Source organism: Priestia sp. JSM ZJ58 (assembly GCF_044383985.1).
In the GTDB taxonomy this organism is placed as follows: domain Bacteria; phylum Bacillota; class Bacilli; order Bacillales; family Bacillaceae_H; genus Priestia; species Priestia zanthoxyli.
On the sequence record NZ_JBISEM010000001.1, the window covers coordinates 2,762,639 to 2,776,262 of the forward strand.

The window sequence follows — 13,624 nt, forward strand, 5'->3', positions numbered from 1 at the left end:
TATTTTTTCCTATTTTATGCGGATAAAGAAAAAAAATCCATAGTTAACAATGTTAACTATGGATGCCGTATCTCTTTTACACTTCTGCTGTTTCAGGTGAGATGGTTTGATCGTTGTATACGTTTGTATCTAACTCTTTTGTTAGTTTACTAGTTACGACTCCGGCTGTCATGCTTCCACTTACATTAAGTGCCGTACGTCCCATATCAATCAGTGGTTCTACTGAAATTAATAAGCCTGCTAGCGCTACGGGCAAATTCATAGAAGATAATACAAGTAAAGCCGCAAATGTCGCTCCTCCGCCAACCCCTGCTACGCCAAACGAACTAATTGCTACAATGGCAATCAACGTGAAAATAAATGAAGGCGTTAAAGGATCAATACCTACCGTTGGTGCAATCATAACGGCTAACATAGCTGGATATATTCCAGCGCATCCGTTTTGACCGATTGTAAGACCAAATGAACCTGCAAAATTCGCAATTCCTTCTGGAACCCCTAACTGTCTTGTTTGTGTGTTAACATTCAAAGGCAATGCTCCAGCACTCGTACGAGAAGTAAAGGCAAACGCCAATACAGGAAATACTTTCTTAACATATGTGATCGGATTTACACCGATGATTGTTAGAATAACTAAGTGAACGATAAACATAGCTGCCAATGCGACATATGATGCTACAACAAATTTTCCAAGTTTAACAATTGCATCAACATCACTCGTTGCTACTGTTTTGGTCATAATTGCAAGTACCCCATAAGGAGTTAAACGAAGAATTAGCGTCACTACACGCATCACAATTGCATACAGCGTATCAATAATTTTTGAAAATAACGCTGCTTCCTCTGGCTTTTTACGCTTCACGCCTAAATATGCAATTCCCACAAATGCTGCAAAGATGACAACGCCAATCGTGGAAGTTGAACGTGCGCCTGTTAAGTCAAGGAACGGGTTAGCTGGTAATAATTCTACTACTTGCTGCGGGATTGTTTTTGCTTCTAGACTAGATAAATTGTTTTCTAAGTCCTCTCCGCGCTGAAGTTCCGCTTCCCCTTTTGTAATTTGGACAGATTCTAAATTAAAGCTCGTCGTTGTAAAAATACCAATAGCAGCTGCTATCGCTGTTGTAACAAGCAAAATGCCAATAATTAAACTACTAATCTTTCCAATGTTGCTCGTCAATTTTAAGCGAGTGAATGCCGCTACGATCGACACAAATACAAGCGGCATGACAATCATTTGAAGAAACTTCACATATCCGCTTCCTACAATGCTAAACCAATCGGCGGTCGTTATCGTTACTTCATGAGTCGGACCATACACCCACTGAAGAGCAAAGCCAAAAATAATCCCTAGTCCAAGCGCCGTAAACACACGCTTTGAAAATGATACATGTTTTTTCTGCATCATAAACAGCCCCGCAAGCAGTGCCAGCATAATAAGGATGTTTAGAATGACTAATAAGTTATTCATAGATGTTCCCCCTGTGATTTTTCCATAATTTATGTCTCTATTACTTATAATACAACAATACCAATAAGTCAACTAGGTTTTGTATTTTTTCCTAAAGACAGTTTTTTTGAATAATTTTGACAAAACAAAAAAGCTAAGGATTTTCCTTAGCTTTCTATTTTACGCTTGTATGTACTTCAGTGGTCTTTTGCTCCGTTACCAGAGATGGCCTTTCTTTCATCAGACCGGATGTACTACAATTCATATATAGGATTACATTTCATATAATTCATTCAGCCATTTTACAAACAAATGTCTAGGTAATTCTAGTTCGTGAAGCTCGACATATTGAATATCAGATAGCGTCGTTCCTCTAGCCATATAAAAGTACCACTGCCAGCCAATATCTTTAGCAATGGCATAAGATTTAGCTAGATCTTGCCTATTATCTGTCTGCTGCATATCATTCATCCACTGCGTTTCATCCGCTTCATACTCATAATAATGGAGAGTATATTTATCACACCAATACGCAAGGTCTTGATGGGAAAACGGATTTTCTCCGTCACATACTTGAAGCAATAGCATTCTTAAATTTTCCGGTGTATACGGTAATATAATTTTTTGATCTGCACGTCTCATTTTGCTACCTTCCTGACATGTTCGTTTCTTTTATTACATCATGTACGGCTGCGTTTAGCAATAAGAAATGGATGACGTTTTCATTACTTTTCGTTTACAACATTTCATTTGCTTGCAAAAACCGCCGTATCTTTTACATACAGAGGCAGTCGGATTTTAACAATCGTCCCTTTGTTCTGTTCACTCTCAATCCGCAGGGTACCGTGATGATCATGAATAATTTTGGAGCTGATTGTTAATCCAAGCCCCATTCCTTTTTCTTTTAAAGTAAAAAACGGTTCTCCTATATGTTCTAGACGGTCTTTAGAAATTCCTACTCCTTCATCTCTAACTTCTATAAAAATATGGTCATCCTGCGCTGTTTTGATTGTAATGTAAATATTCCCAGGCTTATCCATGGCTTCAATTGCGTTTTTAAAAACATTAAGTAATACTTGAATAAGGTGATTTTTATTTCCATACACACTAGCTTTACTTGTTTGTTCATCGTATAAGAAGTCAATGTTTTTCAATAAAGCTTCATGGGAAGTTAAACTCATTACATACTTAACCGCTTCTGTAAGAGAAAACACGCGAAAATGTTCACTTTCAGGTTTTGACAACAGGAGCATTTCACTGACAATACCATTAATTCGTTCCAGCTCATCAAGCATGATATTAGCATACCCTACCGCGGATCGGTCTGTTTCTTTCATGAGCTGAACAAACCCTTTAATACTCGTAAGCGGATTTCTAATTTCATGGGCAATTCCAGCAGCTAATTCGCCTACTACAGAAAGCTTTTCCTTTTTTATCAGAAGCGCTTCTGCAAGCTTTTGCTGAGTGATATCTCGTCCAATCGTGATAAGAGCTTTTCTTGAGCCATCATCAAAAAACACAGGTACTTTAATAACATCAAATGTTTTGACCTCGCCGTTTGGTATTTCAAATGCTTCTTCCATGCGTACCTTTTCCTTTTTTCTCCAAGCTTCTTCATCCGATGAAATACAGTGTAAGAAAGCGGCTTGAAAGAACGGCACAAGCTCTCCAAGTTCTGCATCGGTTTTACCCCTGTAATCAATACCCTTTAAATGATAAAGTTCTCTTCCAAAATCGTTCACCGCCAACCATTTGCCAGCTCCATCTTTAAAACAAATAAAATCTGGCATTGAGTTTATTAATGTAGCAAGCTGATACTGTTCATCAGACACCTGTGTATGAACCGAACGCTTATGAAGTAAATAAAACGTGCCAGCCGTTATGCCCACTAGTAAACTATCTTTTATCAAACTGCTAAGAGCATATGCTCCTTTAAAAAATGCCATTGTTTGAAAGACGATGTACACCCCTACAACCAGAAGACCAGCAACCGCCGCTGCTTTTCGTACACCCTCCCTATTTTTTATCAATATTTCCCACCAGCCTTTGTTTTTTACGTGAACACTCTCTATGTCTCATCAATTAAGTTCTGAACATTCTTCTTACTTTTAAACTAGTTTACCTTATTTTTTTATTCTTATCTAATACCTTTTTTTATTACTTTTGACACAGTTTCTTTTATCCCCTTTATTTGTTTCCGCATTTTCATTTTATTTGAATTATTTTTTCTATCAAAATAGGAATTTAGATATGGAATACTCTGGAACATTTAGGTAATAATGCTCTTTTTTGTATTTTCTTAATATTGTAAATTCGAATAGTACCAACTACATCGATAAATTTAGGGGGATTTTAATGAAAAAAACCGTGATTTCTTTGGCTGTAGCAACAAGTTTGACTTTATCTTTTACAAGTGTACAAGCTTCTACTTCTGCAAATGTTTCTCACAATCAAAGTTCTGAACAAAAAGTATTAAAAAAAGTAAATTCCGAGAAAATTTATCAAGACATTGCGTATCTCTCAAAAAAACCTCGTGTGGCAGGAACTGAATCTGAACGCGAAGCTGCTACATTTGTTCAAAAGCGTTTGTCTAAACTAGGCTATGAGAGCGCAGTAGAGCCTTTTACATTTACCGGTTACACACCAGCAGCTAGTTTTTCACTAAGCGTAAACGGTACCAGCTACTCTCCAACAACTTTTACTTATACCACCAATGGAAATGTCACAGCTGAAATTGTAGATGGAGGACTGGGTACAAAAGATAATTTAGCAAACAAAGATGTGACAGGTAAAATTGTATTAGTTCAGCGAGGCACTATTACTTTTGGTGAAAAAGTATTAAATGCTGCTGAAAAAGGGGCTGCAGCCGTCATTATTTTTAATAATACAGACGGTGAGCTAAACGGAACGCTTGGCGGCGCTAATGATAACTACATTCCGTCTCTTGCTGTAACCAAAGAAGAAGGTGAAAAGATTCTTACTTCTATTCAAAAAGGCGAAAAACCTTCAGGTACAGTAAAAATTGAAGGAGCTGTCGTAAGTGAGCGAACATCTTATAATGTAACCGCTACTAAGCCTTCTATTTTTAAGAAAAAAGGAACAAATGATATTATTGTAGTAGGCGCTCATCATGATTCTGTAGCCGGAGCGCCTGGGGCAAATGACGATGCTTCTGGAACAGCAATGGTGCTTGAATTAGCTCGCGTATTTAAAAGTCTTCCTACTGATACAGAACTGCGATTTGTTACATTCGGAGCTGAAGAAGTAGGCTTACTAGGATCCGAGCATTATGTTAGTGAGTTATCTGAAGATGAGAAAAATCGTATTGTTGGAATGTTTAATTTAGACATGGTAGGAAGTCGAGATGCGGGAGATTTAGTGATGAATACAGCTGATGGAACACCAAACCTTGTCACAGAATTAGCTCAAGCTTCAAGTACAAGATTAAATGGATCACCTACGCCATTCCAAGCTGGCGGCCGAAGTGATCATGTTCCTTTTGCAGAGGCAGGAATACCGGCTGCTCTATTTATTCACAGTCCGTCTGAACCTTGGTATCATTCCCCTGAAGATACCCTTGATAAAATAAGCAAAGAAAAACTTCAAGATGTGGCTGAGATTGTTGGAACAGCTATTTACGATCGTTCCCGTCCCGATCAACAAGGTTCTTCCGATAAAAAGAGAGCAACATTTAAAGCACCTCATCTTTATCACGAGCAAGATGTCAAATAATAATCTATCCCCGTTATTCATACATGACCAAAAAAGAGATGTTTATGCATCTCTTTTTTTGATAAGCAGATTTCTCAAGGTTTTAAATCCATTATGCTACAATTATCATAGAGGAACCTCGCTTAATGCTTACATAAAAATTTTGAACAAAAGAGGTGTATTTTTTGGATTTTACGGTAGACCATTCAATTCTTTTATTATCTATTCTCCTTGTCATAGGGGTACTTACTGCAAAGTTCTCTACTCGCCTTGGGGTCCCTTCGCTCGTACTTTTTATCATCGTAGGAATGGTTGTTAGCCACTACATCTACTTTGACAATGCTCTTTTAACACAAGGATTCGGAATATTAGCGCTTATCATTATTCTTTTTGATGGAGGCGTGCAGACCAAATGGAAAGATGTCAAACGCGTTGTTCGCCCTTCCGTTTCATTAGCTACTTTCGGAGTCCTCATTACGACAGTTTTAACCGGCGTACTTGCCAAATATATTTTAGGCGTTACTTGGCTTGAAGGCTTTTTATTTGGGGCAATCGTTGGCTCTACAGATGCTGCAGCCGTGTTCTCTGTACTCGGGACACAGAACATCCGCCAAAAACTAAACTCCACGCTAGAAGCAGAATCTGGTTCCAATGATCCGATGGCCATCTTCTTAACCGTTTCTATTATTGAATTAATTCAACATCCAGACTCTCCAATCCTCTCATTAATCCTTAATTTCTTTTGGCAAATGGGAATCGGACTATTACTTGGTTTAGTACTTGGAAAAGCATCCGTTTGGATTATTAATCGAATTAATTTGGATTCTTCAGGACTTTATCCTGTTCTTACATTGTCATTGGCCGCCTTGACCTATGGAATTTCCACATTTGTAGAAGCAAGCGGTCTACTTGCTGTATATGTAATGGCAGTGGTAGTAGGAAATGCAGATCTAACTTATCGTCACACAATTGTCCGCTTTAACGAAGGTTTTGCATGGATGATGCAAATTTTAATGTTTATTTTACTCGGCCTTCTTGTCTTTCCTAATCAACTGCTAGATATTATTTGGCAGGGTATACTGTTATCTCTTTTACTTATGTTTGTCGCTCGTCCACTCGGCGTATTTCTTTCGATGATGTTTGCTAAATACTCATCCAAAGAAAAACTGTTTATTTCTTGGGCCGGTTTAAAAGGAGCTGTTCCAATTGTATTGGCTACTTATCCTATGATGGCAGGTTTGGAGAACAGCACGCTCATTTTTAACGTCGTTTTCTTTGTTGTCTTAACTTCCGCTCTTCTTCAAGGAGCAACAATCGCTCCTTTAGCCAAATTTCTAAACCTTTCTCAAGGTGAAAAAGAGACGGTTCCTCACAGTCTCGAGCTTGTTTCGATGGGCAAAACCAAAAATGAAATGATTGAGTTGAAGCTCGTGGAACATGCAGATATATCAGGAAAATCGCTTGAAGAACTTCACCTCCCTGAAGATATTTTAGTGACTGCTGTTATTCGAGATGATAAATTACTTACACCTAGAGGAAATACACAAATTTTTGCAGGTGATACATTATATATTCTTATTTCAAAGAAAAAACGAGATAAAGTAAAAGCATTTTTCCAAAAAAATACGTCTGATGGGGACGAAAGAGAAGGAAAAACCAGTTAAAAGATTGGCTAAAGCTTTTACTGGAAAAACAGCACCCGCTTATTGAACGGAGTGCTGTTTTTGCTGTTGCATCAAATAAAGAGATTTATAATTGGGATGATGTTTTAAAAGTTCTGAGACCGTGACAAATTTATACCCCTCTTCCTTTAACTTCGGTAAAATTTGTTTTAATGCTTCAATGGTTTGGGTTCGATCTCCTCCCGTATCATGAAACAATACAATATCTCCTGACCTGGCATGGTTAAGCACTTGACTTACAATTTTATCGACGCCTGGATTTCTCCAATCAAATGTATCTTGATGCCAAGACCAAAGAATAATCGTATACTGCTGATTTTTAGCAGCTTTTACTACCCGATCGTCATAATAGCCAGTAGGCGGACGAAACAGGTAAGGTTTTATTCCTGTAATAGCTTGTATACGTTCATCCGCTTTTTCAATTTCTTGTTCAATTCTCTCTACTTCCTGGCCCCTTACTTTCAAATGGCTATATGTATGATTAGCAAGTTCATGACCTTCACGAACTTCTCTTTGAGCAAGCTTGGGAAACGACGTTATTCGATCGCCGACTACAAAAAAAGTTGCTTTGGCACCGTACTTTTGCAATAAATTTAAAATAGTCGGCGTATATTTAGGATCTGGTCCATCATCAAATGTAAGCGCAATTAACTTCTCATCTTTCATGGGAACTTCCCACACGATATCTCCTTTTCTTTCATAATAAAATCTGCTCTTCTTTGCAGCATCCACCTGAATACCGTAGAAATTAATGGAAACAATAATAATAATTGACAAGCACCATTTCACTCAATGACCTCCTTTTTTGTCTAGGTGTGATTCATGCGTATTGTCAATAAACGCTTTAATACCAACTGCAAATAATCGTTCATTACCCAAACACACGCGCTGTTGACGGCGATTAGCTGTAGAAGTTGATTTACGGTTTTTCATAGTCTTCTCTCCATTACTAATTGATTGTGTTTTTAGGTTTACCAAAAAGTCAAAAATAAACCTACGGGTTCTCACATGGCAAAACATTTTTATATAGCAATTACACGCTGTCTAGCGTTTTGAATAGGAGATATATACATGCGAAAATTTTATTTAGCGCTTCTGTTAATAATAAGCGGAACCATGGTTATACTGCCTTCTGTTAAAGCAATCAGTGAAAGCAACGAGAAACATCAGCAGCTCACCGTAAGCGAACAAGGATATTCTCTTTCATTGCCCGGTGAATATACGCTTCAAAAAGAAGAAAATGGAAAAGATATTCTTTTTTCAACCAAGACTCCCTATACGTGGATGCGAATTGAAGTCCTTTCCGGGAAAGAAAGTACAAGCAAATCATATCTAGGTCGTTCAAAAGAATTGTTTGATGACCAGTTTGGAAAATCGTTAAAAATTTCTTCTACATTCCCATTTATTCAACCCGTTGTGTTTGCATCTATGTCTGGGAGTAAAAAAGAAACGGCAAAACTATATGTATTAAGAGAAACAAAGGGGCACCCTGCTTTAAAAATCACGATGGTTACGGCTAAAAATTCTGATGATGAAAAAAAGTTAATTTCAATTGTTGACTCAGTAAAAACGCATGAATGAAAATAGATAAGGAAGCCAGCTATGAAAAAAAAGATATTTCTTGTTTGTTTTATATGTTTGATGAGTGGCTGCTCAACTGCTTTTCGCGAAGAGCTTATCAACACACAAAAAGAAATTCCAAGAGAACGCTTGCCACAGCAAAACTTCACCTATCCTTACAAAGGAAGCAGCAGAACAGATGTTGGTTATCTTAAAAGAAGCAGTAATCAAAACTATACGCTTTACGTACTAGAAGGATACGAGTTTACAGAAGAAGAGCCCCGAAAAGATGTCATTTACAATAAAAAAAATGATGCTTTGTGGATGCGGATTGAAGTGTTTCCCTCAAATAAAAGTGTAGAGGAGCTGAAGAAAGAAACAAAAGAAATTTTAAGAGCTGGCTTTTCGGAAGTGGCTTCCCTTGACACGCACCTCATTCACTCTAGCTTAGAGATAGAAGCTGCGTACAAAGCGTCCGATGATAAAAGTAATGCATACGGCTTTCTTGTTCGAAAGCAAAATCAACACCCTACTTTCCGATTAACGATCTTTGCTCCTAAATCCGAAAGGGATTTAACTCCGCTTTTGGAAATGGCGAGAACGCTTCAAAATGCATAAATCAGAAAAAAAGTCGGTTTACAAAGTGTGTAAACCGACTTTTTCTTTATTTCATATCTAACAGTTTAGTTTTTAAATCTTTTTCCATTTGATACAGCTCTGATTCTGCCTCGGTACGCTTCGTACGCCCTTCTTCTTGTATCTTTAGTACTTCTTCTAACGTAGTAATCAAGTCGGACTGCGTTTTTTTCAATGTTTCGATATCGACAATCCCCGCCTCGTTTTCACGAGCTACTTCAATTGTATTCTGCTTGAGCAGCTCTGAATTTTTAGTAAGCAAGTCGTTTGTTGTCTTAGATACTTGTTTTTGGGCTTCCATTGCTTTCTTTTGGCGTAATAAAGTGGTTGCGATGACTACTTGATTTTTCCAAAGTGGAATAGCTGTTAAAATAGAGCTTTGAATTTTTTCCACAAGGGTCTGATTGACTTCTTGAATTAATCGAATCTGCGGTGCACTTTGAATGGCAATTTGACGGCTCAGCTTTAAATCGTGCACTCGTTTTTCTAGCCTATTGATAAATTGATTTAAATCATTGACCTCCTGAGCCATTAAGTAGTCATTTTTTTGAGAGGCTGTTTGCTGAAGCTGGGGCAGCGTTTCATTCTGCAGCGCCACTAACTTGTATTCTGCCGCTGCAATGTAGACGTTAAGCGCCTCGTAAAACTGTTTATTTTTATCATATAAGCTATCTAACATTGTAATGTCTCGATACAGCATTTGTTTTGAGCGCTCTAACTTATCTGCAATTTTATCAATTTCAACATTAATGCTTTGATATTTTGTTAATAAATTTTGAATAGGCCTAGAGACTCCTGAAAACAATCGACCGATGACTCCTTTTTTCTTTGAAGAAAAGTCATCGGGATTTACTTGGCGAATCTTACTCATCAAATCTCCTATAACGTCTCCTACTGGTCCCGTATCTTTCGTTTGAACATGCTGTAGTACAGATTGAGAAAACTGAGATAGTTCTGACTGAGCTGCTACCCCGTACTGTAAGATAGCCTGCTGATTTTTATAATCAATTTGATTTGCGATTTTCTGCGCTTTTTCCTGATATTCCGGTGTCAAATCATCGTATGTGTTTCTTTTTGCAGCGCGAGTATCCGGTTGTAACTGCGGGGTAGGCGAAGCAAAAGGATCATCAAGCAGCGCATCTAACGATTTATTTTGATCATATTCTTTCATCATAAAATCCCATCCTTTGCATTTACATTACTTTGTGCGATTAGTAGCTGTCGGTATATACGGCTGCTCTTCTTCAAATGCTTGCTTTAGCACTTTAAGCTCTACATCTAATGTCAGCTTATCTTGTGAAAGAGCATTTGTTAATAAATGCTCATACTTCCCTGATAACCCGCGCAGCATGTCTTCCGCTTCATGAAGACTTTCTTTTACTTCTATGCTTTTCGTTGGTTTTGATAATAAAAACATATACCTTTCAATGACGGTAACCGTTGATTGTAAGTAGTTCGTAAAAAAGGGCTGAACATCTTTATATCGTGCGGGCTCTTTTTCTACCATTTCAATGATGCTTTTGCCTACTTTGTATAGTTTAGAAAGTTCTGTCCACATATGAACAGACCGAATTTTAAAACGATAGCTTCCAATGGTTCTTAATTGCTTTCTTGCCTCTTTTACTTGATGACGCACGTATGCAATTTCTTCTCTATATGGATTTTGATAATGACGTCGAGCACTGCTCATAATAAAAAACAGGCTCATCACGACCATTACTCCTATACTAATGCCAACGGATTGAATCATCGTGGTACTGAATCCAAAATAGCTGACCGGAACGGCTACTGCTCCTGTTACCCAAATGGCAAGAATCTTTTTTATGATTCGAACGACTTTCATCGCTTTCACTCCTATCTTAAATGTGACCGAACTTTTAAACGTATACATATTATACCATTGTCTTCCCATCTCTTAAAACGATTACTGTTATAATTTATATACGGATAAATCCCTTAAAAGTTTCACAAAACAAAAAAACAGGCAGCTTTTATAGCTGCCTGTTTTTTATTGATCTTCGCGCTTGTTGTAATCATACTTCGAACGTTCAATTGGTTTGAACCCTTCTGGTGTATGAAAGCGGAGTAAGTCTCCGTAAACAAGTTTATCTGATAGTTCTAGCTTTTTCTTAACTAGTTCATCATACTTATCATACTGTTTCGCTTCCTTATCTGAAAGCTGCTTGCCCGTTGCGTTGTCATACACTTTCTGATCAACTTTTGTTACCTTCGGTGTAACAAAATCACCGTTACGGAAAGGTACAACTTGCTGATGTTCTTTTGATAATAAGTCTGTACCAAAGTCAATATAGTCTTTTGTATCAAGACCTAATAAATGCATCACTGTTGGACGAACATCTACATCTCCACCATACGTATGATTTACGCCGCCTTTAAGGCCTGGTGAAGTAATAAATAATGGTACGCGCTGCAGTTGAGCTTGTTCAAAATCATTGATGTTTTTACCCATTACTTTGCCCATTGCACGCTTATGGTTTTCAGAAATACCATAGTGGTCACCGTACATCACAACCATCGTATTGTCTGCTAAGCCAGAGGCCTGTAAGTCCTCAAAGAATTGCTTGATTGATTCATCTAAATAACGAGCCGTTTGGAAGTATTGGTCAACTGACTTATCTCCCGTATTATGAGGTCCAATCGTTTGGTCTTCCTTATCTAATGGATAAGGGAAGTGGTTTGATAACGTAATGAACTTCGCGCTAAATGGCTGCTTTAAGCCTTTTAGGTACGGCATTGATTCTTTAAAGAATGGTTTATCTTTTAAACCATAGTTCAGCGTATCTTCGTCTGACATATTGTAATAAGCTGAATCAAAGAATTTTTCTACACCCATTGATTTATACATCTCATCACGGTTCCAGAACGATTTTCCATTTCCGTGGAACACAGATGTTGTATAGCCTTGCTGATCTAGAATACCAGATAGCGACTGATAGGTGTTATTTGCTTTTGTTGTAAATACAGAACCCTGAGGTAAGCCGAATAATGAGTTCTCCATCATGAATTCAGCATCTGACGTTTTACCTTGCCCTGTTTGATGGAAGAAGTTATCGAAATACATTGTGTTCTGATCTTTTAATAGTGAATTTAAGAATGGCGTTACTTCTTCACCATTTAACTTATAACCAATCATAAATGACTGAAGTGATTCTAATGAAATATAGATAACGTTTTTGCCTTTTGCTTGACCGAAATATTCTTTGTTCGGCTCAGCATACGTTGCTTTTGCATAGTTCTCTACCTCAGCCACATCACTGCTATCTGCTAGCGCGCGCTGTGCTGAAGATTTCGAGCTCTGGATGATGTCATAGATCGTATAGTTATACGTTCCTAAATATTTTACTAAATAGTTGCGGTCAAATGTTCTCGTTAATAGTTGAGGACGATCCATTTCCGCTAGTGCAATGTTGGCACTTAAGAATAAAATCCCTGATAAAAATACACCTGTCACAGTACGTCGACTAATTGTTGCTGGTAAGTCAACTTTTTTCCATAGTACTAAAACTAAAAGAATAAAGAAATCTGTGAAGTATAAAATATCAGTTGGGCTGATTAAAGCCATGGCACTGCCGCCTAATTGACCAAAGTTGTTTGACTGAGTCAATACAGGAACAGTAATAAAATCATTAAAGAAGCGATAGTACACTACATTTGCGTACAGGATGAATGAAAGTAAAAAATTCATTCCAAGCAGTGCTCGTACTTTTCCGCGCCCTTTAAATAGTAATGCAATGGCAAAAAAGAAAATTGCCGAACCAATTGGGTTTATGAAAAGTAAGAACTTTTGCATAAAATTATCTAGCCCTAAGTTAAATTCGATACGATAAACGGTATACGTTTTAATCCAAAACAACAAAACTGCAATTAGAAATAACGGCAGCTGTTTCGAAAAAATATTTTTACCGTTTGTCATGAGCTGTTTCATATTCCCACCTCTGTCTCTATTGAAATTTAAGCTCACTTTTATTTTTATAGTAAATGTAAAAAGAAATCTCCCTTACAAAAAATGTAAGAGAGCTAATCTGTTCTTTCACATTTTAACTCTTTAAAAAAAATTGTCAACACCGCTACGTATAATTTTCACCAAACGTGAGAAAATAACTACTTTCTTATTCCCAGCTCTATCGGCTTTCAAACACAAATATATCCTGCGCTTTTTTCTTCTCACTATTTAATACGGACAGCTTCTCTTTAGGTTTCACTATTTTATATTTATTTTTTATTTTGTCCACTATACATATAAATTTAACACTTGCCTTAGTTTTCCTTCTGCTTTACAAGAGAATGCATAAAAGCACTTGTGAATATTTGTTATATCAATGCCTCTTATTTTCTTTTCTTTCTACAGTAAACCACATATTCTGAGTTATTTCTTTCTTTAAATATGAAAAAAATGTGTCAGTTTGCATCGAAAATTTTTATTTTTTTACCTTTTTGTTTATAATATAAATTATAAATATTATTTGAAATTTCAGATCTCTTTAATATTTGATCTAGAAAGTGCATTTTTTATATAAAATTGGAATGAGTACGGGCTACGTATACTTGTATACCTAGAAGTTTA

General features: G+C 37.1%; 12 protein-coding genes. 4 read left to right on the forward strand and 8 right to left on the reverse strand.

Annotated elements, in window-relative coordinates:
• Nucleotides 1-76 precede the first annotated feature (76 nt).
• From ACH6EI_RS14560 to ACH6EI_RS14570, 3 genes are all read right to left on the reverse strand, one after another.
• Nucleotides 77-1,471, reverse strand: coding sequence for an L-cystine transporter (locus tag ACH6EI_RS14560; protein ID WP_028413614.1), 1,395 nt, complete (start codon nucleotides 1,469-1,471; stop codon nucleotides 77-79).
• Nucleotides 1,472-1,723: 252 nt separating this feature from the next.
• Nucleotides 1,724-2,092 (reverse strand): hypothetical protein, encoded by a 369-nt coding sequence (locus ACH6EI_RS14565; protein WP_013056739.1) that lies wholly within the window; start codon nucleotides 2,090-2,092, stop codon nucleotides 1,724-1,726.
• 104 nt (nucleotides 2,093-2,196) lie between these two features.
• Nucleotides 2,197-3,480: an ATP-binding protein gene (locus ACH6EI_RS14570; RefSeq protein WP_397377522.1), complete on the reverse strand. Its 1,284-nt coding sequence runs from the start codon at nucleotides 3,478-3,480 to the stop codon at nucleotides 2,197-2,199.
• A gap of 325 nt (nucleotides 3,481-3,805) precedes the next feature.
• Here ACH6EI_RS14570 and ACH6EI_RS14575 point away from each other — a divergent pair, with 325 nt between their 5' ends.
• The gene (locus ACH6EI_RS14575) at nucleotides 3,806-5,182 is read left to right on the forward strand and encodes a M28 family peptidase (RefSeq protein WP_028413616.1); all 1,377 of its coding nucleotides are present in this window, start codon (nucleotides 3,806-3,808) and stop codon (nucleotides 5,180-5,182) included.
• 164 nt (nucleotides 5,183-5,346) lie between these two features.
• On the forward strand, nucleotides 5,347-6,825 hold the full coding sequence (locus tag ACH6EI_RS14580) for a potassium/proton antiporter (protein WP_028413617.1): 1,479 nt from the start codon (nucleotides 5,347-5,349) through the stop codon (nucleotides 6,823-6,825).
• A gap of 39 nt (nucleotides 6,826-6,864) precedes the next feature.
• Here the strand turns inward: ACH6EI_RS14580 and ACH6EI_RS14585 are convergent, their stop codons facing one another.
• Both ACH6EI_RS14585 and ACH6EI_RS14590 read right to left on the reverse strand, forming a co-directional pair.
• Entirely contained in the window at nucleotides 6,865-7,632 is a 768-nt protein-coding gene (locus ACH6EI_RS14585) for a polysaccharide deacetylase family protein (RefSeq protein ID WP_028413618.1), read from the reverse strand.
• On the reverse strand, nucleotides 7,633-7,776 hold the full coding sequence (locus ACH6EI_RS14590) for a hypothetical protein (RefSeq protein ID WP_165573406.1): 144 nt from the start codon (nucleotides 7,774-7,776) through the stop codon (nucleotides 7,633-7,635).
• 138 nt (nucleotides 7,777-7,914) lie between these two features.
• Here ACH6EI_RS14590 and ACH6EI_RS14595 point away from each other — a divergent pair, with 138 nt between their 5' ends.
• Together ACH6EI_RS14595 and ACH6EI_RS14600 are read left to right on the forward strand one after the other, a co-directional pair.
• Nucleotides 7,915-8,424, forward strand: coding sequence for a hypothetical protein (locus ACH6EI_RS14595; RefSeq protein ID WP_028413619.1), 510 nt, complete (start codon nucleotides 7,915-7,917; stop codon nucleotides 8,422-8,424).
• Nucleotides 8,425-8,445: 21 nt separating this feature from the next.
• A complete protein-coding gene (locus ACH6EI_RS14600; RefSeq protein ID WP_028413620.1) occupies nucleotides 8,446-9,021 on the forward strand; it encodes a hypothetical protein in 576 nt (191 codons plus the stop codon).
• A 46-nt stretch (nucleotides 9,022-9,067) separates the two neighbouring features.
• Here ACH6EI_RS14600 and ACH6EI_RS14605 read toward each other — a convergent pair whose 3' ends face one another.
• From ACH6EI_RS14605 to ltaS, 3 genes are all read right to left on the reverse strand, one after another.
• Nucleotides 9,068-10,213, reverse strand: coding sequence for a toxic anion resistance protein (locus ACH6EI_RS14605; RefSeq protein ID WP_028413621.1), 1,146 nt, complete (start codon nucleotides 10,211-10,213; stop codon nucleotides 9,068-9,070).
• Nucleotides 10,214-10,237: 24 nt separating this feature from the next.
• Nucleotides 10,238-10,882, reverse strand: a complete 645-nt coding sequence (locus ACH6EI_RS14610) for a 5-bromo-4-chloroindolyl phosphate hydrolysis family protein (protein WP_028413622.1) — start codon at nucleotides 10,880-10,882, stop codon at nucleotides 10,238-10,240.
• Between the two features lie 165 nt (nucleotides 10,883-11,047).
• Complete coding sequence (gene ltaS, locus ACH6EI_RS14615; protein ID WP_013056729.1) at nucleotides 11,048-12,985, reverse strand: lipoteichoic acid synthase; 1,938 nt, start codon at nucleotides 12,983-12,985, stop codon at nucleotides 11,048-11,050.
• Nucleotides 12,986-13,624 lie beyond the last annotated feature (639 nt).

What these genes read in the sequence shown, in the direction of transcription:
- ACH6EI_RS14565 (WP_013056739.1), bottom strand. Translation starts at nt 2,092, where the DNA reads ATGAGACGTGCAGATCAAAAAATTATATTACCGTATACACCGGAAAAT.
- ACH6EI_RS14575 (WP_028413616.1), top strand. Translation starts at nt 3,806, where the DNA reads ATGAAAAAAACCGTGATTTCTTTGGCTGTAGCAACAAGTTTGACTTTA.
- ACH6EI_RS14610 (WP_028413622.1), bottom strand. Translation starts at nt 10,882, where the DNA reads ATGAAAGTCGTTCGAATCATAAAAAAGATTCTTGCCATTTGGGTAACA.
- ltaS (WP_013056729.1), bottom strand. Translation starts at nt 12,985, where the DNA reads ATGAAACAGCTCATGACAAACGGTAAAAATATTTTTTCGAAACAGCTG.
- ACH6EI_RS14600 (WP_028413620.1), top strand. Translation starts at nt 8,446, where the DNA reads ATGAAAAAAAAGATATTTCTTGTTTGTTTTATATGTTTGATGAGTGGC.
- ACH6EI_RS14590 (WP_165573406.1), bottom strand. Translation starts at nt 7,776, where the DNA reads ATGAAAAACCGTAAATCAACTTCTACAGCTAATCGCCGTCAACAGCGC.
- ACH6EI_RS14560 (WP_028413614.1), bottom strand. Translation starts at nt 1,471, where the DNA reads ATGAATAACTTATTAGTCATTCTAAACATCCTTATTATGCTGGCACTG.
- ACH6EI_RS14595 (WP_028413619.1), top strand. Translation starts at nt 7,915, where the DNA reads ATGCGAAAATTTTATTTAGCGCTTCTGTTAATAATAAGCGGAACCATG.
- ACH6EI_RS14605 (WP_028413621.1), bottom strand. Translation starts at nt 10,213, where the DNA reads ATGATGAAAGAATATGATCAAAATAAATCGTTAGATGCGCTGCTTGAT.